Here is a 23,629-nt window from a genome sequence, read left to right on the forward strand (position 1 = left end):
TGTTTACTAAGGAGGACAAGCATGGATACTAGAGAACCGATGCTAGAAATGTTTATATTCGAAACATTTGATATGATAGAACAACTTCAGCAACTCATTATTGATAGTGAAAAGAATAAGAGACTAGAAACAGAAGCTATAAATGAAATATTTAGAATAATGCACACAATTAAAGGTTCTTCTGGGATGATGATATTTGATAACATTTCTAATCTTTCTCACACTATAGAAGATTTATTCTATTTTATTAGAGAATCAAAGCCAGGGAAAATAGATTATTCAAAACTTACAGATTTAGTTTTAGAAGGAAGCGATTTAATAAAAATAGAAACAGAAAAAATAAATAATAATAAAGACACAGATGGAGATTTTACTTTATTTATAGAGAAAGTTAAGGGGTTTTTAAAACTCCTTAAAACATACGATGAAAATTCAGAAGATTCGGGAAATGGCGGGTCAGATGAATTAGTAAGTGAGGAAGATGTAGAACAAAAATATTACTTAAGCACTGATAGGGTAAATTCGAACCTTAATTTATTTAGTTCTACTTTGTTTTTTGATGAAGAATGTGATATGGAGAATATAAGATGCTTTACTGTTGTGCATCAGCTTAAAGAGATTTCTGAAGTTTCATATTATTATCCTGAAGATATTATTGAAAATAATGATACGTGTGAAATTATAAAGAAGCAGGGATTTAAAATATTTTTCAAGACAAATCAAAGTATTGAGGATATTAGAACACTTTTGATGGAAAATGCTTTTTTGAATAATGTTGATATAAACAAATTTTATAGTGAAATTGAATTCAGTGAGCAATTTAGTAAGAAGAACGAAAAACCACAAGAAGATATTATAAAGTCAATTAATAATATAGTTAATGATACAAATGACAATGAGAAAGTAGCTTCTAAAAGCTTATCGTATAAACAAAGTTTAATTAGCGTAGATGTAAATAAATTAGATAAGTTAATGGATTTAGTAGGAGAATTAGTTATTTCAGAAGCGATGGTAACTAAAAATCCAGAAATATCTGAATTGCAATTGGATAGTTTTAATAAGGCAGCGAGGCAGCATAGAAAAAGGCTTTCTGATCTTCAAGATGTTGTTATGTCAATAAGAATGGTATCACTTGCCCCGACATTAACTAAAATGAATAGAATAGTTAGAGATATGTGTAAGAAATTGAATAAGGAAGTAGAACTTGAAATAATAGGACAAGAGACAGAAGTAGATAAAAATATAATTGAGCATATAGGTGATCCATTAATGCATATAGTAAGAAATTCAATGGACCATGGAATAGAAACCAAAGAAGAGAGGTTAGCAAATGGGAAACCTTCAATTGGAAAAATAACTATTGAGGCTAAAAACACTGGTGGAGAAGTTTGGATTATTATAAAAGATAATGGTAAAGGCCTTAATAAAGATAAGATATTAAAAAAGGCAAAAGATAATGGACTACTAAAAGTAAAGGAAAACGATTTGACAGATAGAGAGATATATTCAATGATTTTTCTACCTGGTTTCTCAACCAAGGAAAATGTTACAGAATTTTCAGGACGTGGGGTTGGAATGGATGTGGTTACAAAGGAGATTGAAAAAATCAGGGGGATTGTGACAGTCGATAGTATACCTGGTGAAGAAACAACAACTTCTATAAAAATTCCATTAACTCTTGCGATTATTGATGGCATGACAATAAAGGTAGGAAAATCAGTTTTTACTATTCCTGTTACTTCAATAAGGCAATCATTCATTATAAAAAAGGAAGATATTATAAGAGATATAGATAATAATGAAATGATATTAATAAGAGGAGAATGTTATTCTATATTAAAGCTTCATGAGTTCTATAATATAAAAACTAATGTAGTAAATATAGAAGATGGTATTGTAATTATGGTTGAAGATCAAGGTAAAGCAAAATGTATTTTCGCAGATGAACTTATTGGAGAGCAACAAGTTGTTATTAAGGCACTTCCAGAATATATAAAAAAGGTGAAAGCAATAAGTGGTTGTTCATTATTGGGAGATGCAACTATAAGCTTAATATTAGATATATCTGAAATTGTTAACTTATAAAATTGCGTTATGGGAGGATTAGAATGTCAGAGTTAGTGGATGTAATGATTGAAAATGAAGAAGATACTCAAAAGGATAAATACCTAATATTTTCGATCGGTCAAGAGTGCTATGGAATTGATATTAAATATGTAATAGAAATAATAGGAGTTGAGCCAATAACAGAGGTGCCGGAATTACCTAAGTATATTAAAGGTGTAATAAATCTAAGAGGAAAAATAATACCAGTGATGGATGTCAGGATTAAACTGAAAAAAGAGGAAAAAGAATATGACGATAGAACATGCATTATTGTAGTTGAAATTGAAAATATAGATATCGGTTTAATAATAGATAAAGTTATAGAGGTTGCCAATATTGATGAAAGTAATATTTCTCCTCCTCCAAAAGTAAATTTAGAGAAACACAATTCAAATAGTTATATAAAGGGTATTGGAAAGATTCAGAATGAAGTAAGGCTTCTTATAGATTGTAATAGGCTTTTAGAAGATGATGAAATAGAAGAATTAAAGAATGGAGAAAATTAATAATTGTAAGAGCATATTAAGTAAGTTTAAATGAAATTACGTTCAGATAAAATTTGAAGAAGATGAGAGGTAAAGAATATGAAGTGGTTTTTGAATTTAAAGATAAGGAGTAAAATTTTAACGGCGTTTTTAGGAATTGTTATATTAATGGGAATTGTAGGATCGGTGGGGATTTTTAATTTACAAAAAATCAGTAAATTAGATAGTGATCTATATGAAGACAACACAAAAGCTATTAGTTTTGCCAGTACTATACAGGTAAATTTACAAAAAAATAAAGTATTGTGTAGAACTTTGTTAATTGAAACTGATACATATAAAAATAATGAAAGTAAGAATATAATATCTAAAAATGATGAAGAAATAGATAAAGCTATGGAAGAGCTTAAGCTCACCCTTAAAGATCAAGAATTAGTTAATGAATATAATAATTTAAAAGTAAATATGGATAAATACAGACCACTTAGAGATAAATTTATTGATTTAGCGTTGCAAAATAAAGATACAGAGGCTGTAGGTATCATGAATGGTGATGCAGGCATATTCTCTAGTAATATTGATAATTCAGCTACCAAACTTATTGAGCTAAAAGAGGCAGAAGGTAAAGTGAAGGCTGACACTAATTCAAAAGCTGCAAGTAGTGCAATTATTATAATGCTTGTAGTAATTTCTATGGGAATAGTTATTGCCTTAGTATTCGGAATTATAATATCGGGATTAATTAGTAGACCGATAAATAAAGTATTAACTATTCTTGGTGAAATGAGTAAAGGGCATCTTGGTGAAAGAGTGGACATATCAACTAACGATGAAATAGGACAAATGGCTAAGGTTATGGACTCGTTTTCTAACACATTACAGAATGATGTTATAGGGGCTATGAATAAAATAGCTAAAGGTAACATGGATATTAATATAGTTGCGAAAGATGAAAAAGATGAAATAGCTCCTGCATTAAATAAGGTTGTAGAAAATGTAAGGATGCTAGTGACAGATGTAAATATGTTATCAAATTCGGCAATAGAAGGAAAGTTTGAAACAAGAGCTGATGCAGGAAAACATGAAGGAGATTTCAGAAAAGTAATAGATGGAGTAAATGGAACTTTAGATACTGTAGTAGATAAGGCTGTTTGGTATGAGGCTATTATAGATGCTATACCTTTCCCAATTCATGTTACAGACAATGATATGAATTGGACGTATATGAACAAGTCATTTGAAAATTTAATGATTAATCAAGGTGTCATTAGAGATCGAAAATCTGGTTACGGGTTGGCGTGTAGTCATGCGGGGGCTAATATATGTAATACTGAAAAATGTGGTATAAAACAGCTACATAAGGGAAAATCAGAAAGTTTCTTTGAATGGTGTGGCATGAGCAATAAGCAAGATACGTCTTACTTAAAGAATAAAAATGGTGAGAATGTAGGATATGTGGAAGTTGTAACTGATTTAACACCTATTATTAGGGTAAGCGATTATACAAAGGGTGAAGTTAAGAGACTTGAGGGAAATCTAAAGCTTTTGGCATGTGGAAATACTAATTTTGACTTAAAAATTAAAGAAGCAGATCAATTTACTGATGAAGTTAGCAGACAATTTGAAGGAATATCTAATAGTTTAAAAGATGTTAAGCGTGCAATAGATAATCTTATATTTGATGCCAAAATGCTGTCAAATGCTGCGATAGAAGGAAAATTAGATATAAGAGCAGATGAAACAAAACACAGTGGAGACTTTAAACAGGTTGTAGAGGGTGTAAATCAATTGATTGGAGCTATGGTAGAACCAATTAAGGAAGTTACAAGTGTTATGAGTGAAATATCTAAAGGGAACCTTGATGTTCTAGTAAGTGAAAATTATAAAGGGGAGTTTGGAATTCTAGCTAAAGCTGTTAATGAGACCGAAGATGGATTAAAACGTGTTGTTGGAGAAATCTCTGATATAATAGGACAAATCTCACAAGGTAATCTCAATATTGAAAATGTAAAAGAGTTTCATGGTAATTTTAATAATATATCAGTTTCTCTAAATACAATAATAGACTCGTTAAATTCAGTTCTTAGTGAAATAAATAATGTGTCAGAACAAGTTTATACAGGTGCGAGCCAGGTTTCAGACGGTAGTCAGTTATTATCACAGGGAGCTACAGAGCAAGCAAGTGCGATAGAACAATTGACATCGTCAATAACCGAAATTGCAGCACAAACTAAGGAAAATGCTTTTAATGCGAATCAGGCTAAGGAGTTAGCTCTTGAAGTAAAAGTAAATGCAGAACAAGGAAGTAGGCATATGAATGAAATGCTTAAATCTATGGGTGAAATAAATGAATCTTCAGCGAATATTTCAAAAATTATAAAGGTTATAGATGAAATAGCATTTCAGACCAATATACTTGCACTAAATGCAGCAGTTGAAGCCGCAAGGGCAGGACAACATGGAAAGGGGTTTGCAGTAGTTGCTGAAGAAGTTAGAAATCTAGCAGCTAGGAGTGCAAATGCAGCGAAAGAAACAACAGCACTTATTGAAGGGTCTATAAAGAAATCTGAAAATGGAACTGAAATTGCTAATAACACAGCAAAAGCCTTATACGAAATAGTTGATGGAGTATCTAAGGCAGCGACTCTTGTATCAGAAATAGCAGCGTCTTCAGATGAACAGGCTACTGGAATATCACAAGTAAATTTAGGAATAGAGCAAGTATCACAAGTTGTTCAAACAAACTCAGCAACAGCGGAAGAAAGTGCGGCGGCTAGTGAGGAACTTTCAAGTCAATCAGAACTGCTTAAAGATTTAGTTTCTAGTTTTAAACTTAAAAATGATAGTTTGAGAGGGAGAGTAAGCAAAAATAGTAAAAACTATATATTGAAACAATCATATGATATGGGAGATAACTCGCTAGATAAAGAAGTGGCAGTTACTTCAAATAAAAAAAGAATAAAACTAAGTGATAGTGAATTTGGTAAATACTAATCTACAAAGATAAAGGTAGGAAGAGAAAATTAAGAGAAATTTTTGTTTTGCTTCCTACCTTAATTATATAGAATGAGATAAGATAAGTGGTTTATTCCTCTAAAATAAGGATAGTATTAACAGGAGTTAATATATCTAAAGGGAAAGGTTGGGGAATATTGTGAGGAATGAAAGAGAAAATGTGTATAAGTTTGACCGAGCACTGACAAAAGAAGAACTTTTCAAACTTAAAGAAGCAGCAGAGGCAGCCAATAGAGCTAAAAGTGAGTTTCTAGCAAATATGAGTCACGAAATAAGAACTCCGTTGAATGGAATAATAGGTATGACAGATCTGACGCTTTCAACTAATCTTACAGAAGAGCAAAAAGAAAATCTGAGTATTGTAAAAAGTTGTGCTCATTCGTTATTATCATTAATAAATAATATTTTAGATTTGTCAAAAATTGAAGCAGAGAAAGTCTTAATTGAGAATGTGAATTTTAATATACAAGTTCTTATTAAAAATGTAATATATACTAACTTGCCAAAGGCTAATGAAAAGTATATACAACTTCACTATACGATTGATGAGAATATTCCGCAAGTTTTAGTTGGAGATGTATATAGACTTGAGCAAGTATTAAATAATTTAGTTTCTAATGCTGTAAAATTCACAGAATCTGGATTTGTAATTATAAAAGTAAAAAAGATAAACAAAAGTAAAAATGAATATGAAATTCAGTTTGTGGTCGAAGATGTAGGGATTGGAATTAGCAGAGATGAGATGCAACACCTTTTTAAGAGTTTTAGTCAGGTTGATGGATCTATAACAAGAAAATATGGAGGAACGGGACTTGGACTTTCTATCTCCAAAAAACTTGTAGAATTAATGGGTGGTAATATAGAAGTAGAGAGTGAAAAAGGAGTTGGAAGTAAATTTTACTTTGCCATTAAATTAGAAAAGGCAATGGATGATATTGGAGAATTAGATCATCAAAAAATAAATGATGAAAATTCTAAGAGTGAAAAAATTCTCGTAGTAGAAGATGATAAGATCAATCAGATAGTGATTAAAAAAGTGTTGAAAGAGCTGGGATATATTAATATAAAGATTGCATCAAATGGAGTTGAAGCTTTGAAGTTTATTGAAAATTACAGATTTGATTTAATTCTAATGGATGTACAATTGCCTGAATTAGATGGAAGTGAAACTGTTAGGATAATTAGAAAAAATGAAATAAAAACAGGAGGGCATATTCCTATTGTAGCGATGACAGCCTATGCTTTGAAGGGAGATCGAGAAAGATTTTTATCACAAGGTATGGATGACTATATTTCAAAACCAATAGATATAAATAAACTTAAAAAAATTTTAGAAAGGACTCTAAAGAACATCGACTTAGAGGCAAAAAGCACCATTCAACTATTCTTAAGAAATACTACATATAATAATAGTCTTATTATAGTTGATAAAGAGATTAAGGAGACGTTGTTAAAATGGTTATATAGCATGGAGAGATATATTATTGAAGAAAAAACGCTAGAAGATTACATTAAGATTGAAAATATAGCTCATGAAATAAAAGAATATTGTGAAGAAAACAGTTTGAATAATATTAAGATTTTAGCATTTAAAATTGAACTTGCGGCAAGAAAGAAAGATGAGTTGGGAATTAAAAATAACTACGAGAAAATTACAAATAGTTTATAAGTTTTATACTATATATTTTATAAGGGGGCTTAACAGTGAAAATTTTAATAGTAGAAGATGATCTTTCAAGTAGAAAGCTTTTGTTTAAATTTATGTCCAAGTATGGTGAGTGCGATATCACACTTGATGGAATGGAAGGATTAGATGCCTATTTAATTGCATTAGATGAAGGCGAACCTTATGATTTGGTGTGCTTAGATATAATGATGCCAAAGGTAGATGGAGTGAAGGTTCTAAAGACTATTCGAGAAATAGAAAAGCAAAAAGATATTGAGAATAATAAGAAAGTTAAAATAATAATGACAACAGCTCTAAATGATGCGGACTTAGTCAAAAGTATTTTTAACAATGGTTGTGAAGTATATGCGACAAAGCCTATTGATATAAAAAGATTGGATCTTGTAATGGAAAAATTGAACTTTAAAAAGATAGAATAAGGGTTTTAAGTATATTAAGTATATTATTCAATGGGAAGTATAAAATATATCATAAATAGATAATTAATAAGATATTTATGTTTCAATGACAAATCTACATTATAAAACTTTTATCACACTAGGTGATAGATAACTAGCGAATGTAGAAATTTAATTGCAAAATGGATATTAGAGAATAATTATATTATTTAAGAAAAATTCTTTATTTTTCTTGAATAAAGATATATAATATTATTAGTTAATAATTATTATTTATAAGTAAAAATTATCGAAAAGATTTCAGGAGGATATGATATGAAGGTTATTGTAATTGGATGTACACATGCAGGAACAGCTGCTATTGTTAATTTAAAGGAATTATACCCAGATAGTGATGTCGTAGTTTATGAAAGAAACGATAATATATCATTTCTATCTTGTGGAATTGCGTTAAGTATAGGCGGAATAGTTACTGAAACAGAAAAGTTATTTTATAATTCGCCAGATAATTTGAGCTCTTTAGGAGTTAAAACAAAGATGAAACATGACGTTTTAGATATTGACTTTGATAATAAAATTGTTAAAGTTAAGAATTTAGAAAATGGTGAAATATTTGAAGATAGTTATGAAAAGCTAGTTTTAACATTAGGGTCTTGGCCAATAATACCTAAGTTTGAAGGCGGAAATTTACAAAATATTTTATTATGTAAGAACTATAATCATGCGAAAGAAATTGAAGCTAGACGTAGTGATGCAAAGAATGTAGTTGTAATTGGTGGCGGATACATTGGTGTGGAACTTGCAGAAGCTTTCAAAATTCAGAATAAAAATGTTACATTAATTGATGCTGAAGAGAGAATAATGTCTAAGTACTTGGACAAAGAATTTACTGATATTGCAGAAAATGAATTTAGAGATCATGGAATAAACCTAGTTTTAGGGGAAAAAGTTAAATTGTTCAAGGGAGATAATGATAAAGTTTCACATGTAGTAACTGATAATAATGAATATGAGGCAGACTTAGTTATATTATGCATTGGCTTTGCACCAAGCACTGCTCTTGTAAAAGGTAAATTGGAGACACTTCAAAATGGTGCAATTATGATTGATGAATATATGCAAACAAGCAGAAAAGATGTATTCGCAGCAGGAGATTGCTGTGTTGTTAAGTTCAATCCGGCTGATGATACACGATATATACCTTTAGCAACAAATGCAGTGAGAATGGGAACTTTAATTGCGCATAATATAGTTGAGCCTAAATTAAAGTATATGGGAACACAAGGCACATCAGGAATTAAGATATATGAAAAATGTATTGCATCTACAGGATTAACTGAAGAAGTTGCAAAAAATACAACATCATTTAATGTAGGAGCTGTTTCTGTTACAGATAACTATAGACCAGAGTTTATGCCTACTTATGAAGAAGCATTATTAAAATTAGTTTATGATAAAGATAGTAGAAGAATACTTGGCGGTCAAATAATTTCGAATTTAGATTTAACACAATTTATGAACACATTGTCAGTAGTAATTCAAAATAAAATGACTATAGAAGAACTTGCAATGACAGATTTCTTCTTCCAACCACATTTTAATAAACCTTGGAGTTTACTAAATATAGCTGCTTTGCAGGCATTAAAAAATATATAGTAAAAATTCTTATAATAGGTGTTAAATAAAAAAATCATTGGCCATAATTTTGTGGCAATGATTTTTTTACTTTAAGTAGATACTAATTATCCAAAAGTCTTATATTTTTTCCTATTATCGCAATGCCCTTTTTTATATTTTCGTCACTTACTCGACCAAATCCAATTCTAAAAGTATCATAGCCTTTTAAGCTTTTTTTTCTATGGCTAATAGGCTTGTTATCATCTGTTTTAGTATGAAATTCTACATTATCATTGGAATTTTCATAAAAAATATCACCAGGCATAAATAATACATTATCTTTATAGCAGAGTTCTAGAAGAGTTCTTGCATTTATGTTGTTCTTTAGCTTTATGAATACATGAAGGCCACCCTCACCAGTTATATATTCATATGGAATATATTTTTCAACCATATCGAGTACAAGATTGTATTTATCTCTATAATATTTTCTTACATTTTTAACATATCTGTTGAAGGCACCACTTTTTAAATAATAGAAAAATGCGCTTTGATCTAAAAAAGAAGAATGAATATTTCTTCCACGTTTTACACTTTCTAAAGTTTCTATAAGCTTATCATCTGCGAATATCCATCCTATTCTAAGACCTGGAAACAGTATTTTAGAAAGACTTCCTATATATATGACTCCATTACCAGTTCCACATAGTGATGCTATTGGATCAATTGGGGAGCTTGAGTAGAGTAATTCTTCATTAAAGCCATCTTCTATTATAGGAACAGAATATTTTCTAAAAAGTTTATATATTTCCTTTCTTCTTTCAGTTTTAGTTACTATTCCAGTTGGATTATTGTAAGACGGAATCAAATATCCGAACTTTGGATTATATTTACTTAAAGCACTTTCAAGAGATATCAAATCTAGGCCTTCTTTATCCATTTTTACTTGAACTATCTTTAATCCATAGCTTTTCATAATTTTTAAAGCTGTATTATGTGTTGGTTCTTCGCATAAAATAATATCACCATTATTTGTTAGCGAACTAATTACTATATCAAAGGCTTCGGTAAATCCATTAGTTACTAAGATATCTTTGTTATTAGTATCAACTCTTTTATCTCTCATATAATCTAAAAAATAATCTATTAATGGCTTATATCCTTTAGCATAACCGTAATTTAATAGATTGGCTTCCTCGTAAGTCCAAGCATCTAACAGAGATCTTTTAAAATCATCAAGATTAAAGAGATGACTTTCAGGAGAAATGGATTTGAATGATATCATTCCCTTCTTATACGGCAATTCACTTTTTATGATATCAAACTTCTTTAAGGTAGTTCCATAATTGTTAATCCTTTTAGAAAAATCCACATTATATTCATAACTTTCATTTTCACTTTCTATGGAGATAAAAGTACCTATTCCTCTTTTTGTTGTTATTATTCCTATGCTTTCTAATTCCTCATAAGCTGAAATTACAGAATTCCTACTTATATTCAAAAACTTACTTACTTCCCTTGTAGATGGAAGCTTACTATCTTTTTTTAATTCACCGTTTTTAATGCCTTGTTTTATATGTCTTTCAATTTGAATATAAATAGGCTCATCTTTATTTATATTAAGATTAGAAAATATCAATGCTGAATCACCTCACTACTTTAGATAAGCAACAACAAATTTAATAAGAAAATACTTAATGTTTAAATTATATTGTTAATACTAATATCTAATGAATTTTATAAATGCAATTAAACTGTATAGAATTAATTTATTTCAATTATTTTAGATTTACCATACTATTTCTTTTGTGTCAATAAAATGGTGCGATGGTTATTAAAAATAAAGATATGAAGATATTAAATAATAATATATATTAACTAGTAATATATTTACTGACTAAAGGAAATAAGTGTATAATTATATTATACAATAACGTGAAATATGATAAATGGCATGAAATACTGTTATAGAAAAAGAGAAAAGGAGGTAATGTGTTTATGAAAGGGACCGTTGTATCAACATGGATGAAGACAAATAGAAAGTTGTTTGGAGACTCAATTGTCAACGAAGCAATGGATTATATAGGTTGGGGAACAACAAAAATATTTTCACCTATTGAAAATGTAGACGATGGAGAAGTTAAGAAAATAATATCATACATAGCTAAATCTCAAAATATAGAGGTAGGAACTCTTTGGAGAAAAATTGGACAAGATAATATAAAAGCTTTTAGCCATGATTATCCAGCATTTTTCAAACATGACAATGTATATTCATTTTTAAAGTCGATGTTTGATGTACATGTAGTGATGACAAAAAAGTTTGCAGGAGCGAAGCCACCTTTGGTATCTATAGAACCAATATCGAGTAGGGAAGCTATCTTTAGCTATAATTCTTCTAGAGGAATGTTTGACTATTTTTTAGGTATGCTTCAAGGGACTTGCGAACACTTTAACGAAAAAGTGGATATAAAAGAAATATCAAGAACGAGCAGTGAGCTTAAATTAAAACTTACTTTTGAAAGAGACGTATATTACAATAAAAAATACTTTTTTAATAGAGTTTTTTCTTTGGGTATTATAAAAAGTTTTGGGGTAAAGGCAGGAGTATTTTCATTCGTAATATCGGCTATAGTTTTTTTGATAATGTTAGGAATAAATGATATTACAAAGGTTTTAATAGGAAGCTTAGTATCCGGTTTAGCTACATTTGTAGGTGTTTCTTTAATGATGTCACCTATAGGAAAAATAAAAGAGGAAATAGAACGAATAATTAAAAATGAATACAATATTGATGGAAAAATTACCACTAATGATTTCTTTGAAGAAATTTATGATTTACTTAAGGAACATAAAAAAGTGATTCAGGCAGATTTCGTTGGATTTAAAGGTGTTACAGATGAAATGAATACTTTTGTAAATACAATAAACAAGATTTCTGATTCGATGAATCATACTTCAACAGAAATAAGTGGCGTTGTTGAACAGGTTGCGAATGGGGCTGTTACACAAGCTCAGAATACAGATAAAGCTGTACAAGCACTTAATGGAAACATCGAAGCCTTAAGGAATATAGTTGAAAACGAGAATGAAAATAAATCAGAACTTGAAGATGCCATGCTTAAAATTAATAATAGCTATGGAAATGTTGAAAATGCAAGTAAAAATATTTTGAAATCTTTACAGAGTTTTAATGAAGTTAAAGAGAAGGGGACACAGCTTGAAGGAAGGGCTAAAGATATAAATAATATTGTATCTATAGTATCAGGAATAGCAGAACAAACTAATTTATTAGCATTGAATGCATCCATAGAAGCAGCTAGGGCAGGAGAACAAGGGAAGGGGTTTGCTGTTGTTGCAGAATCAATAAGAAAACTTGCTGAACAGTCCAAAGAGGCAGTACTTGATATTAACTCTAATTTAGCTCAATTTGTTAAAGAAATAGGTTTCTTAGTGGATCACATAGATGTTCAATATAATGTATTAGAAAAAGAAACCAATAACTTAGACGTCGTACGAAATATTAGCTATGAAGCTAATCAATCAGTACAGAGTGTAGCAACTTCTATGATTGAGACTATAAGCAAGTTAAATATTGAAGCTGATTCTATATCTGATGTATATGATAGTATAGAGTCGTTAGCAGCCATTGCGGAAGAAAATTCAGCATCATCGGAAGAAGTAAGTGCTAGTGTAATAAATTATACAAATGAGATAAAAAAACTTATAGATAATATATCTGATTTTAAAGGTATTACAAAAACCTTTAAAAATGATCTAGAGAAATATAAAATTTAAATTCATGATATATAAAAATACCTACTAAAAGAAAATCATTTACTTTTAGTAGGTATTTTTATTAAATATTAATTGAACAACTTGGTTGTAAATTAAGAGTAGCTCCAAATTTTTGAGAAGCTGTTATAAAGCATATTAGAGCAATAAGCTCTGAAATTTCTTTTTCAGAAAGTTCATTATTTAAAGGGATGAAATCCTCATCGCTAACTACAGAATTTTTTGAAAATGAATTTGCAAATTTGGTAGCTGCTAAAATCTTTGAATCGTTTATGTTATTGAATGGCTTACCTTTAGCCATACAATATTCACAGCCATTATTAAATGCCAAAGTACGTCTTACCTGTTCTTTTAATTCAGAAGTGAATGTATTGGTAGAGAAAAGAAGATTCTCTAAATCGGACCACTTTAACATAATATCTTTATTGTGTCCTAATAGTTTTTGAAATGGTGTATTTCCTTCTTTTGAAAAATTGATTCTTGCCATAATAAATCTCCTTTTATATAATATTAACAATTAATATTATATAGGAGTTATAGTATTATTTACATTCTAGATGACATATAATACTAATGATAAGGTTATATTTGGAACAAAAAATATACTAGGAGCGTTACATATGAAATTTGATGAAATAGATATATCAATATTATCAGAGTTGCAAAGAAATAGTAGGTTATCAATAAGAGAATTATCTAAGCGTATAAATTTATCACCTCCCTCCGTTACAGAGAGAGTGAACAGACTTCAAGATAGTGGTATTATAGAAGGCTATACAATTAGAATAAATAAGAAAAAGCTGGGATTATCAATTGATTGTATAATGAAGATTACAATGAAGAACGGAGAATATAACAAATTTAAAAATTTTATTAAAAATCATAAACGAAGTGAATGGGGGTATAGGATAGCAGGGGATGGATGTTTCTTAGTAAAATTATCTGTAAAGAATTTAGAAGAGATAGAAGAGTTTATAAATGATATATCAGAATATTCACTGACAACAACAATTATTGCATTTTCAGAAGTAGAAATAGATAATAACATAAATAAGTTTATGGAACATATATAAATAAATAGTTATTAATAAATATGCATGAACTTACATATGAAGTTTTAATAATAGCTAGGAGATACAGTATGTATATAGCAAATAATAATATTATTCAAAAAGGGTTTAGTGGATTTTCTTTGAAGATAATCGCATTAGTATTAATGACAATGGATCATATGCATGAATTCTTAGCATCGACTGGAATTCCAATTTGGTTTAATTGGCTTGGGAGATTATCGGCTCCACTTTTTTTCTTTACAATGGCAGAAGGCTTTTTTTATACAGGGAATAGAAAAACTTATGTTAAAAGATTATATTTATTTTCAATAGTAATGTCTTTAGGAAAATTTATTTCATGGAAGATATCAGTTGATGATCCATCATATTTTCCAGTGAGTAATAATATATTCGAGACATTCTTTTTGATAGCATTAAATATATTACTAATTGAATATTTAAGAGATGAAAACAAAGATTTGTATAGGAAAATTTATATTATTTTTTTAGCGATAATGTTTGAAGTTGTATTACCAATAAGTACTTATTCAATATTTTCAAAAAACATAGCTGGAATTATTATATCCTTTTTACCTTGTCCATTGCTTTGTGAAGGAAGTGTTTCATTTGTTGCTCTCGGAATAATATTTTTTTATTTAAGAAATGACAGAAAAAAAATGATGATTGTTTATGCAATTTTTTCAGTATCGTTTTTTCCATTTGCGAGTTTTTCATTTAAGAATATATTTTATGGTTACAATCAGTGGATTATGATTTTCGCTATACCGCTAATGATGCTTTATAATGGAAAAAAGGGACGTGGATTAAAATATTTATTTTATTTTTATTATCCTATCCATATATTCATATTATTTTTATTGGGAGGAATTACACATATAAACTGAAGTTAAATAATGGCTTATGAAAATGCAAAATGGAGATCGTGTTCAAAAGAATAGGATCTTCATTTTGTTTTTTTATTTCTAGGATATGCTTTTTTTATATTTGCATAGTACACAAGCTAATATGTCTAAAAAGATATCTATTGATGCTATGTGAAAAAGTTATTTAGGGCAATTAAAATGCTCGTTAAAAAAAACACAAAGTATTCTTAATTTACTAAACATAAATTAAACTTACTTAATATTTTAAATTTTCAGACAAAATGATATTATCTAGTTACACCAAACAACAGCAAAATATTAAATATCAAATGTAAATGTTTAAATATAGAGGGGATGTTTTAAATGAATTATTTTGAAGAAAGTTTAAAATTACATGAAGAAAAACAAGGAAAGATTTCAATCACATCTAAGGTTAAGGTTGAAACAAGAGATGATTTAAGTCTTGCATACACACCAGGAGTTGCAGAACCATGCAGAAAAATTCATGAGAATCAGGAAAACGTCTACAAATATACATCGAAAGGAAATCTGGTAGCAGTAGTAACAGATGGAAGTGCAGTGTTAGGACTAGGAGATATAGGGCCAATGGCAGGAATGCCTGTAATGGAAGGAAAGTCAATTTTATTTAAAGAATTTGCAGATGTTGATGCTTTCCCTATATTAGTAGATTCTAACGATGTTGATGAGATAGTTAATACAGTTAGATTGATAGCGCCAACATTTGGTGGAATAAACTTAGAAGATATTGGAGCACCAAGGTGCTTTGAAGTTGAAGAAAAATTAAAGAAAGTAGTTGATATACCTGTATTTCATGACGATCAACACGGAACAGCAATAGTTGTTCTTGCTGGTGTTATAAATGCACTTAAAGTAGTAGATAAGAAGCTTGAAGATATAAAAGTAGTAGTAAATGGGGCAGGGGCTGCAGGAACTGCAATAGCTAAGCTTTTATTATCATCAGGAGTAAAAAACTTAGTTGCTTGCGATAAAGTAGGTATTTTATATAGAGGCATGGAAAAAATTGATGATGCTAAAGATGCTTTAGCAGAAATAACAAATCCAGATAATATAAAAGGAAGCCTTACAGATGCTTTAATTGGTGCTGACGTATTTGTTGGCGTGTCTGCTCCAGGAATATTGAAGCCTGAAATGGTTAAAGCAATGAATAAAGATGCAATAATTTTTGCAATGGCAAATCCAACACCGGAAATTATGCCAGATGAAGCAAAAGCGGCTGGAGCAAGAGTTATAGGAACAGGACGTTCAGATTTTCCAAATCAAGTGAACAATGTTCTAGCTTTCCCAGGTATTTTTAGAGGTGCCTTGGATGTTAGAGCAAAAGAAATAAATGAGGAAATGAAACTTGCTGCAGCATATGCCATAGCTGGATACATTAAAGATGAAGAGTTAAATGAAAATAATGTAATTCCAAGTGCTTTAGATAAAAATGTTGCTACAAAGGTAGCAGAAGCAATTGCAAATGCTGCAAGAGAAAGTGGGGTTGCGAGAAAATAGCTGGATTCGATTTGTACATGTTATTAGAAAGTAAGAAATTAGAATTACTATATTTGTGACATGTACAAATTCTAAATAAAATACGATTATAACTAATTATATCCAACAAAATTATAAATTAGGATTGTTTAAGTAGAAGTTTATCATGAGACATATGTAAAGGTTTAAAGATGAAAAACAAGATTTTAGGAGGTATATATATGCAAATTCCAATTAAGAAAACACTTGATAAAATACCGGGTGGTATGATGCTTGTTCCACTTTTTTTAGGAGTACTAGTTAACACTTTTTGTCCGCAATTTCTTAAAATTGGTGGATATACAACAGCACTATTTAGTTCGACGGCATCATCAACAATTCTGGCTTGCTTTATGTTTTTAATTGGCTCACAAATTAATTTCAAATTAGCACCTAAAGCACTAAAAAAAGGTGCACTATTAATATCTGGAAAATTCATAGTGGGTGCTGGTATCGGTATAATTGTAGGAAAAGTTTTTGGACCAGCTGGTGTATTAGGTTTATCACCACTAGCGATTCTTTCAGCGCTAACAAATTGCAACGGTGGGTTATATGCATCTTTAGCTTCACAATATGGTGATGAAACAGATGTAGGTGCTTATGCTCTATTATCGTTAAAAGATGGTCCATTTTTCACTTTGGTTGCATTAGGTGCATCAGGGCTTGCTCAAATTCCATTTATGTCACTTGTTGCAGTTTTAATTCCAATAGGGATAGGAATGATTTTAGGAAACGCCGACCCTGATATGAGAAAGTTTCTTGGAAGCAGTAAGTTGTTATTAATTCCATTCTTCTCATTCCCATTAGGTGCAGGAATGAATCTTGATACAATTGTAAAAGCTGGAGGTCCTGGTATATTATTAGGAGTGATAGCTGCCTTTACTGGAATAGGGGCATATATACTTTTAAAATTATTTAGAGAAGAACCTATAATTGGACTTGCAACAGGATCAACAGCGGGAAATGCAGTAGCCACACCAGCGGCTGTTGCAGCGGCAGACCCAACATTGGCTGCAATAGCGACAGTAGCAACAGCACAAGTTGCGGCGGCATGCGTAGTATCTGCTATTGTTTGTCCATTCATTGTTTCTTATGTGTTTAAAATGCTTAGAGCAAATAAAGAAAAGAAATTGAGCAGAGAAGCAGTAGTACAATAAATAATTATTAGTATTGGGTTAAGAGCTATAGTATGAATTAATAAAATTAATTTTAATATTGAAAAATACTTGCTAAAGCTGATACCTACAGAGTATAATTTAAAAACAGGTTTTGTATCTGTGTTTATAATAATAACAATAGATGCAAATACTATAATTAAATATAACGTAGGGGAGGAAAATGTGTGAGTCATAAATTATTAATTATAAATCCAGGTTCCACATCAACTAAAATAGCAGTATATGAAGGTGAAAAGGAAATTTTTGAGGAAACACTTAGACATTCATCAGAAGAGATAGGAAAGTTTAAGTACGTAGTTGATCAACAAAGCTTTAGAACAGAAGTTATATTAAAAATACTAGAAGATAATAAAATAAATATAACTGAAATGGATGCAATAGTTGGAAGAGGTGGCCTTTTAAAGCCTATAGTTAGTGGTACCTACAGTGTAAACGATAATATGTTAAAAGATTTAAAAGAAAATGTTCAAGGAGAGCATGCATCTAATCTTGGTGCTATAATTGCTAATGAAATTGCGAGGTCTATTAATAAACCTGCTTTTATAGTAGATCCAGTAGTTGTAGATGAAATGGAAGATATAGCAAGACTTTCAGGAGTGCCAGAACTTCCAAGAAAAAGTATATTTCATGCATTAAATCAAAAGGCAGTGGCTAAGAGGTATGCGCAAGAAAATATGAAGAACTATGAAGATATAAATGTTATAGTTGCTCATATGGGAGGCGGTGTTTCGGTAGGCGCACATAAAAATGGCAGAATAATTGATGTAAATAATGCTCTTGATGGAGAAGGCGCATTTTCACCAGAAAGAAGTGGTGGCATACCATCTGGTGATTTAGCTAGAATGTGTTTTAGTGGGAAATATACTTTAGAAGAAATATTGAAGAAGATAACCGGAAAAGGCGGTTTTGTAGCATATCTTGATACAAACGATGGGAGAATAGTTAGACAACTTGCATCAGAAGGAGACATGAAGGCAAAGTTAGTTTATGAAGCCATGGGATATCAAGTAGCAAAAGATATAGGGGCAGCAGCTGCGGTTTTATGTGGAAAAGTAGATGCGATAATTTTAACTGGAGGCATTGCCTACGAAAAAATGATGGTAGACATCATAAAAGAAAAAGTGGAATTTATTGCTCCAATAACTGTTTATCCAGGTGAAGATGAAATGCTTGCTTTAGCTCAAGGTGCACTAAGAGTTTTAAACGGACAAGAAGAAGTTAAAGAATATAAATAGACTTCTATATATACTAAAGATTAGAAAGTAGTTGAAAAGATAGCATTTAGTATTACTATAATTATTGAGTATTAGTTTATTGGCTTTAATAAATTATGAATTAAGAGCGGATTCCTAGGGATACGCTCTTAACTTTTTGTGGGAAATTGCTTTGATAAATAGCAAGTAAACGTATTACTAAAGAAGTTGTACTATTTTGTAATAGGGAATTATTTATATATAATGTAAATGAACTAAAATTTAGAATTAGATAGAGGAGATAAAATGAAGCTAAAAGGTAAAATAATATCTCTTGTAATAGCTATCCTTGTAATTTCAATTGGAAGTATAACAATACTTTCTTTTATTGAAATGAAAAAGTTATTAAGAGATCAAATAGATAAAAATATGTTGAATATAGCGGATTCATTTGCATCAACCTATGAAGTTAAAGAATATTTGAAAGGAAATAAGGCAATTCCGATTGATCTGTTAAATAGTGAGATAGAGAAGGCACGTATAAAGACAAATGTAGAGTTTATCGTAATTATGGATATGAATGGCATAAGATATTCTCACCCAGATAAAAGTAAAATAGGAGAAAGATTTGCTGGTGGAGATGAAGATAGGGTATTAAGCACAGGAGAGCAGTATATATCAACAGGAAGTGGTACACTTGGTATTTCTGTAAGAGCATTTGCACCTATTTATGATGATAGTAATAAGCAGATAGGTGCAGTTGCTGTTGGTATGTTGTATAATAAATTTGATAACGAAGTCTATACGAAAATGTATAAATTTATTCCTATAATATTAATGGGATTAATATTGGGTATATCGGGAGCTATAGCTCTTTCTTATAATATAAAGAAGTCAATATTTGGACTTGAACCAGAAGAAATAGCCTTGGCGTTAAAGCAAAAAGAAACTGTAATTGAAAATATAAAGGAAGGTATAATAGCTTTAGATAATAATGGATGCATAACGCTATTTAACGGGCAAGCTAGTGAAGTTTTACATTTGAAAGAAAATGATATAGGGAAGCCGATTACTGATTTTACCTACGAAAGTATGGCTCTAAAAGTTTTAAACAGTGGGAAATCTATGACTAATATTGAGATAAAAGTTCGTCCTGGAGTAAACGTTATGTGTAAATACAGTATTATAAGAGGATTTAAAAAACAAATTCTTGGATTAGTTGTAACATTTGAAGATTTAAGTGAAGTTAGAAAAATGGCTGAGGAGTTAACTGGTATAAAGAAAATGGCATGGTCACTTAGAGCACAAAATCATGAATTTATGAATAAACTTCACACAATCTCAGGACTTATACAACTCGAAGAATATGATGAAGTAATTAAGTTTGTTAATGTAATAGTGGAAAGTAAAAAGAATATAACTACTATAATATCTGATAAAATAAAAAATGTATCTTTGGCAGCGTTAATACTATCTAAATATAGTAAGTGTGAAGAAGCTAGAATCAATTTGATAATAGATGATGACTCAAGAGTAATTAAATTACCACAATATATGACATCAGAAGAGTTAGGATCTGTTGTAGGAAATCTAATAGAAAATTCTATTGATGCAGTTAAAAATGATGGGACTGGTGAAATATATATGAAAATTTTTGAGGAAGATGATCAAATGAAAATTATGGTGAAGGATAATGGCTGTGGGATACCAGAGAATATCAGAAATTCTATTTACAACATTGGAATCACAAGTAAAGAAGGGGAACGAGGATTTGGGATGTATATAGTGAAAAAGATCATTGATGAAGCTAAAGGAGCTATTAAATTTAAAGTTGATGATGGTACTGAATGGGAGATATCTATACCTATGAGGAGGAGTTAAATATATGATTAAAACTATGATTGTTGAAGATGATCCGATGGTAAGACAAATTAATTCTAAGTTTTTGAAAAAAATAGAGGGATTTTCACTGGAAAAAGCAGTTGCAAACCTTTCTGAAGCAAAAGAATTTTTGATGCAGAAGCAGGTAGATTTAATTTTATTAGATATTTTTCTTCCTAATGAAAATGGCATAGATTTGCTAAAGTGGTTAAGGCAAAATGAAATATTATCTGATGTTATATTAATTACTGCTGATAAGAGTGTAGAGAGAGTAAAGGATGCTTTTAGATATGGAGTTGTAGACTATTTAATAAAACCATTTACATTTGAAAGGTTTAACGAATCTCTCAATATTTTTAGAGAAAGATTAAATAGCTTTGAAAATAGCCAGACTATGGAACAAAGCGATCTAGATAAGTTTATTTTGAGTAATAAAAATAAGAAAACAAACAATAGTGAAACAAAACCAAATCTAGAAAAGGGCTTGAACAAGTATACTTATAATTCAATTGCTAATGAGCTTAATAATACTAAAGAAGAGTATTTTACTACTGAGGACTTATCAGAAAAGTTAGGCATTGCAAAAGTTACTGTAAGGAAATACCTTGACTATATGAGCAAACAAGGCGAACTGGAGAAAATCATAGAGTATGGAAAGATTGGAAGGCCATTGTATAAATATAAAATAAAAGGTCTATAATGTTACGGTTCATGAATTCACGGATACTCTAAAAATTAGTAATAGAGTATCCTTTTTATATTGAACTAAAAAAAGTTTTCTACTAGCTGCATTTATTTCAGAAATTGTTTCGTTTTTCCCATCATGTATGCAACTTTAATCATTGACTTTTCATCTTTAGTCAGTTCTCTATTATACATTTTTTCAAATTGCTTTAATAAAGCTTCATTATCAATTACTTCTTTGGGTTCTGTAGTTCTTTTTGCTGGTGAAGGAACGTAAGTTTCAGGCTTCATGTATTTGTTATAGATACGCTTAAAAATTTCAGAAGTATAGTAAGCATCATTAAGTGCATCATGAAATTCACTATAAATTGGTATATTTAAAATCTCAACAGCATTTCTTAAACCAATTCTAGAATTTTTGGGTGCTTTAAGGTATTTTGAAGCATACTTCTGAATGTCAATATATTTTGAAATATATGAAGTAGATAGATTATAAAATCCCAAGTTTCTGTAGAGTTCCTTAATATCGCCAACGCCCCATACACACAGTAGTACGTCATCATCTCCAATGAACTCTAAAAAGGCTTTATGTACATTAATAAAGTTTTTGCAAGAAGAAACTTTATCGTATGTTATTTTAGTTAAATTCTCAACATATGGATGAATGGTTTTATATAGAGTTGGTTTGACTAAGGAATTGAATTTAGACACTTCTTGAAAATTATTATCTAGTTTTATAGCACCAATTTGAATTATTTCAAAAGGAATAAGTGGTATGTTAGTATCATCATTAAATTTTGAAAAATTAATATTATTGCAATCTTCAGAGGCATTACTTCTTTGGTTAAATTCTAAATCATATATTACATAATACATACTTTCACCTGCTTTTTGGTTAAGAATAAGAATACTATTTATATTATAGCCAATGAAGATGTGAATAATATAAACATAATAAAAAAGATTCAAAAATTTTTGAACCTTTTCAATATATTTATAATAGGAATTTATATTTATCAAAGAATTTTATCTATTATTCCATAAGATAAAGCCTCTTGAGCAGACATAAAATAATCTCGTTCCATATCTCTTTCAATTTCCTCTATTGGCTTTTTGGTTTTTTCACTATATATTTTATTTATTTTATTTTTTGTCTTTAGCAGCCATTCAGTATGAATCCTAATATCTGTAGCTTGACCTTGAAAACCTCCATGTACAGATGGCTGATGGATTAGAATCTCACTATTTGGAAGAGCATATCTTTTTCCAGGTGCGCCTGCTGCAAGTAAAAACGATCCCATACTTGCAGCTAATCCTAAACATATTGTTGATACGTCAGGCTTTATATATTGCATTGTATCATATATTGCCATTCCTGCTGTAATAGAACCACCGGGGCTATTTATATAAAAGTGAATATCACCATCTGGATTTTCTGATTCAAGAAATAGTAATTGTGAAGTAATTATACTTGCGGTAGAATCGCTTACTTGATCGCTTAGCATAATTATTCTTTCTTTTAGCAATCTAGAATAGATATCATAAGAACGTTCTCCTCGACTTGTTTGTTCAATAACCATTGGTACATAGCTCATAAAGATTCACTCCTTAAAAAATATTTTTGATGAATTCTAAACAGCCATAGAAAGGTAAGTTGTAGAATTCTTTCTTGAATGTATTGTTGTTAAATTTATTTTGTTTTTCCTAAATTCCTTAGGGGGGATTCCATAAAGCCTTTTGAAAGCCTTAGTAAATGATTCCTGATTACTAAATTGATATTTTAGCGCTATATCTATAATCTTATTTTCTGTAGTTAATAGTTCATTTGCAGCTTCCTCTAATCTTTTTTTACGAATATATTCAGCAACAGGTTCTCCAACCACTGAATGAAAAACCCTATGAAAGTGGTATTTGGATAAAAAGGCCTTATCTGCAAGTTCCTTTAGTTGTATTTTCTTATTTAGATTATTTTCTATATATTCAATGGACTTTTTTATACAAGCTTCATAATTCATGTAAGGCGCTCACCTCATTTAATCTTTTCCTATATTATATAGCAACATTTTATTTAAATCCTGTCTTTTTTTGCTCATTAAATAT

General features: G+C 29.9%; 19 protein-coding genes. 14 read left to right on the forward strand and 5 right to left on the reverse strand.

Features of this window, described 5'->3' with window-relative positions; translation table 11 throughout:
- Positions 1 to 21: 21 nt before the first annotated feature.
- The 6 genes from L3B96_RS12620 (at position 22) to L3B96_RS12645 (ending at position 9,347) form a co-directional block, all read left to right on the forward strand.
- Positions 22 to 2,085, forward strand: a complete 2,064-nt coding sequence (locus L3B96_RS12620; protein ID WP_238861254.1) for a chemotaxis protein CheA — start codon at positions 22 to 24, stop codon at positions 2,083 to 2,085.
- 23 nt (positions 2,086 to 2,108) lie between these two features.
- Complete coding sequence (locus L3B96_RS12625) at positions 2,109 to 2,612, forward strand: chemotaxis protein CheW (RefSeq protein ID WP_012060175.1); 504 nt, start codon at positions 2,109 to 2,111, stop codon at positions 2,610 to 2,612.
- Positions 2,613 to 2,690: 78 nt separating this feature from the next.
- Positions 2,691 to 5,585, forward strand: coding sequence for a methyl-accepting chemotaxis protein (locus L3B96_RS12630; RefSeq protein ID WP_238861256.1), 2,895 nt, complete (start codon positions 2,691 to 2,693; stop codon positions 5,583 to 5,585).
- A gap of 160 nt (positions 5,586 to 5,745) precedes the next feature.
- Positions 5,746 to 7,275: an ATP-binding protein gene (locus L3B96_RS12635; RefSeq protein WP_238861258.1), complete on the forward strand. Its 1,530-nt coding sequence runs from the start codon at positions 5,746 to 5,748 to the stop codon at positions 7,273 to 7,275.
- A gap of 35 nt (positions 7,276 to 7,310) precedes the next feature.
- Entirely contained in the window at positions 7,311 to 7,712 is a 402-nt protein-coding gene (locus tag L3B96_RS12640; RefSeq protein WP_077854609.1) for a response regulator, read from the forward strand.
- Positions 7,713 to 8,006: 294 nt separating this feature from the next.
- On the forward strand, positions 8,007 to 9,347 hold the full coding sequence (locus L3B96_RS12645; protein ID WP_171787647.1) for an FAD-dependent oxidoreductase: 1,341 nt from the start codon (positions 8,007 to 8,009) through the stop codon (positions 9,345 to 9,347).
- An 82-nt stretch (positions 9,348 to 9,429) separates the two neighbouring features.
- Here the strand turns inward: L3B96_RS12645 and L3B96_RS12650 are convergent, their stop codons facing one another.
- A complete protein-coding gene (locus L3B96_RS12650) occupies positions 9,430 to 10,947 on the reverse strand; it encodes a PLP-dependent aminotransferase family protein (RefSeq protein ID WP_077829388.1) in 1,518 nt (505 codons plus the stop codon).
- Between the two features lie 359 nt (positions 10,948 to 11,306).
- Here L3B96_RS12650 and L3B96_RS12655 point away from each other — a divergent pair, with 359 nt between their 5' ends.
- On the forward strand, positions 11,307 to 13,106 hold the full coding sequence (locus L3B96_RS12655; RefSeq protein WP_238861260.1) for a heme NO-binding domain-containing protein: 1,800 nt from the start codon (positions 11,307 to 11,309) through the stop codon (positions 13,104 to 13,106).
- Between the two features lie 61 nt (positions 13,107 to 13,167).
- Here the strand turns inward: L3B96_RS12655 and L3B96_RS12660 are convergent, their stop codons facing one another.
- Positions 13,168 to 13,590 (reverse strand): carboxymuconolactone decarboxylase family protein, encoded by a 423-nt coding sequence (locus L3B96_RS12660; protein ID WP_023973035.1) that lies wholly within the window; start codon positions 13,588 to 13,590, stop codon positions 13,168 to 13,170.
- Between the two features lie 133 nt (positions 13,591 to 13,723).
- Here L3B96_RS12660 and L3B96_RS12665 point away from each other — a divergent pair, with 133 nt between their 5' ends.
- From L3B96_RS12665 to L3B96_RS12695, 7 genes are all read left to right on the forward strand, one after another.
- Positions 13,724 to 14,176, forward strand: a complete 453-nt coding sequence (locus L3B96_RS12665) for an Lrp/AsnC family transcriptional regulator (RefSeq protein ID WP_077854694.1) — start codon at positions 13,724 to 13,726, stop codon at positions 14,174 to 14,176.
- A 68-nt stretch (positions 14,177 to 14,244) separates the two neighbouring features.
- Entirely contained in the window at positions 14,245 to 15,060 is an 816-nt protein-coding gene (locus tag L3B96_RS12670) for a TraX family protein (RefSeq protein WP_077308863.1), read from the forward strand.
- Positions 15,061 to 15,402: 342 nt separating this feature from the next.
- Positions 15,403 to 16,575 (forward strand): malic enzyme-like NAD(P)-binding protein, encoded by a 1,173-nt coding sequence (locus L3B96_RS12675; protein ID WP_238861262.1) that lies wholly within the window; start codon positions 15,403 to 15,405, stop codon positions 16,573 to 16,575.
- A 200-nt stretch (positions 16,576 to 16,775) separates the two neighbouring features.
- The gene (locus tag L3B96_RS12680) at positions 16,776 to 17,750 is read left to right on the forward strand and encodes a 2-keto-3-deoxygluconate permease (protein ID WP_238861264.1); all 975 of its coding nucleotides are present in this window, start codon (positions 16,776 to 16,778) and stop codon (positions 17,748 to 17,750) included.
- 185 nt (positions 17,751 to 17,935) lie between these two features.
- Positions 17,936 to 19,006: a butyrate kinase gene (gene buk, locus L3B96_RS12685; RefSeq protein WP_012060163.1), complete on the forward strand. Its 1,071-nt coding sequence runs from the start codon at positions 17,936 to 17,938 to the stop codon at positions 19,004 to 19,006.
- 264 nt (positions 19,007 to 19,270) lie between these two features.
- Positions 19,271 to 20,845 (forward strand): sensor histidine kinase, encoded by a 1,575-nt coding sequence (locus tag L3B96_RS12690; RefSeq protein ID WP_238861266.1) that lies wholly within the window; start codon positions 19,271 to 19,273, stop codon positions 20,843 to 20,845.
- A 4-nt stretch (positions 20,846 to 20,849) separates the two neighbouring features.
- On the forward strand, positions 20,850 to 21,545 hold the full coding sequence (locus L3B96_RS12695) for a response regulator (RefSeq protein ID WP_012060161.1): 696 nt from the start codon (positions 20,850 to 20,852) through the stop codon (positions 21,543 to 21,545).
- A 92-nt stretch (positions 21,546 to 21,637) separates the two neighbouring features.
- Here the strand turns inward: L3B96_RS12695 and L3B96_RS12700 are convergent, their stop codons facing one another.
- The 3 genes from L3B96_RS12700 to L3B96_RS12710 form a co-directional block, all read right to left on the reverse strand.
- The gene (locus L3B96_RS12700; RefSeq protein WP_238861268.1) at positions 21,638 to 22,405 is read right to left on the reverse strand and encodes a 3'-5' exonuclease; all 768 of its coding nucleotides are present in this window, start codon (positions 22,403 to 22,405) and stop codon (positions 21,638 to 21,640) included.
- A gap of 140 nt (positions 22,406 to 22,545) precedes the next feature.
- The gene (gene clpP, locus L3B96_RS12705) at positions 22,546 to 23,124 is read right to left on the reverse strand and encodes an ATP-dependent Clp endopeptidase proteolytic subunit ClpP (RefSeq protein ID WP_077854604.1); all 579 of its coding nucleotides are present in this window, start codon (positions 23,122 to 23,124) and stop codon (positions 22,546 to 22,548) included.
- A gap of 36 nt (positions 23,125 to 23,160) precedes the next feature.
- A complete protein-coding gene (locus L3B96_RS12710) occupies positions 23,161 to 23,544 on the reverse strand; it encodes an AraC family transcriptional regulator (protein ID WP_238861270.1) in 384 nt (127 codons plus the stop codon).
- Between the last annotated feature and the right edge of the window lie 85 nt (positions 23,545 to 23,629).

It is taken from the genome of Clostridium sp. YIM B02569 (genome assembly GCF_022320765.1).
In the GTDB taxonomy this organism is placed as follows: domain Bacteria; phylum Bacillota; class Clostridia; order Clostridiales; family Clostridiaceae; genus Clostridium; species Clostridium beijerinckii.

What these genes read in the sequence shown, in the direction of transcription:
- L3B96_RS12620 (WP_238861254.1), top strand. Translation starts at nt 22, where the DNA reads ATGGATACTAGAGAACCGATGCTAGAAATGTTTATATTCGAAACATTT.
- L3B96_RS12625 (WP_012060175.1), top strand. Translation starts at nt 2,109, where the DNA reads ATGTCAGAGTTAGTGGATGTAATGATTGAAAATGAAGAAGATACTCAA.
- L3B96_RS12630 (WP_238861256.1), top strand. Translation starts at nt 2,691, where the DNA reads ATGAAGTGGTTTTTGAATTTAAAGATAAGGAGTAAAATTTTAACGGCG.
- L3B96_RS12645 (WP_171787647.1), top strand. Translation starts at nt 8,007, where the DNA reads ATGAAGGTTATTGTAATTGGATGTACACATGCAGGAACAGCTGCTATT.
- L3B96_RS12655 (WP_238861260.1), top strand. Translation starts at nt 11,307, where the DNA reads ATGAAAGGGACCGTTGTATCAACATGGATGAAGACAAATAGAAAGTTG.
- L3B96_RS12660 (WP_023973035.1), bottom strand. Translation starts at nt 13,590, where the DNA reads ATGGCAAGAATCAATTTTTCAAAAGAAGGAAATACACCATTTCAAAAA.
- L3B96_RS12665 (WP_077854694.1), top strand. Translation starts at nt 13,724, where the DNA reads ATGAAATTTGATGAAATAGATATATCAATATTATCAGAGTTGCAAAGA.
- L3B96_RS12670 (WP_077308863.1), top strand. Translation starts at nt 14,245, where the DNA reads ATGTATATAGCAAATAATAATATTATTCAAAAAGGGTTTAGTGGATTT.
- L3B96_RS12675 (WP_238861262.1), top strand. Translation starts at nt 15,403, where the DNA reads ATGAATTATTTTGAAGAAAGTTTAAAATTACATGAAGAAAAACAAGGA.
- L3B96_RS12680 (WP_238861264.1), top strand. Translation starts at nt 16,776, where the DNA reads ATGCAAATTCCAATTAAGAAAACACTTGATAAAATACCGGGTGGTATG.
- L3B96_RS12690 (WP_238861266.1), top strand. Translation starts at nt 19,271, where the DNA reads ATGAAGCTAAAAGGTAAAATAATATCTCTTGTAATAGCTATCCTTGTA.
- L3B96_RS12695 (WP_012060161.1), top strand. Translation starts at nt 20,850, where the DNA reads ATGATTAAAACTATGATTGTTGAAGATGATCCGATGGTAAGACAAATT.
- L3B96_RS12700 (WP_238861268.1), bottom strand. Translation starts at nt 22,405, where the DNA reads ATGTATTATGTAATATATGATTTAGAATTTAACCAAAGAAGTAATGCC.
- clpP (WP_077854604.1), bottom strand. Translation starts at nt 23,124, where the DNA reads ATGAGCTATGTACCAATGGTTATTGAACAAACAAGTCGAGGAGAACGT.
- L3B96_RS12710 (WP_238861270.1), bottom strand. Translation starts at nt 23,544, where the DNA reads ATGAATTATGAAGCTTGTATAAAAAAGTCCATTGAATATATAGAAAAT.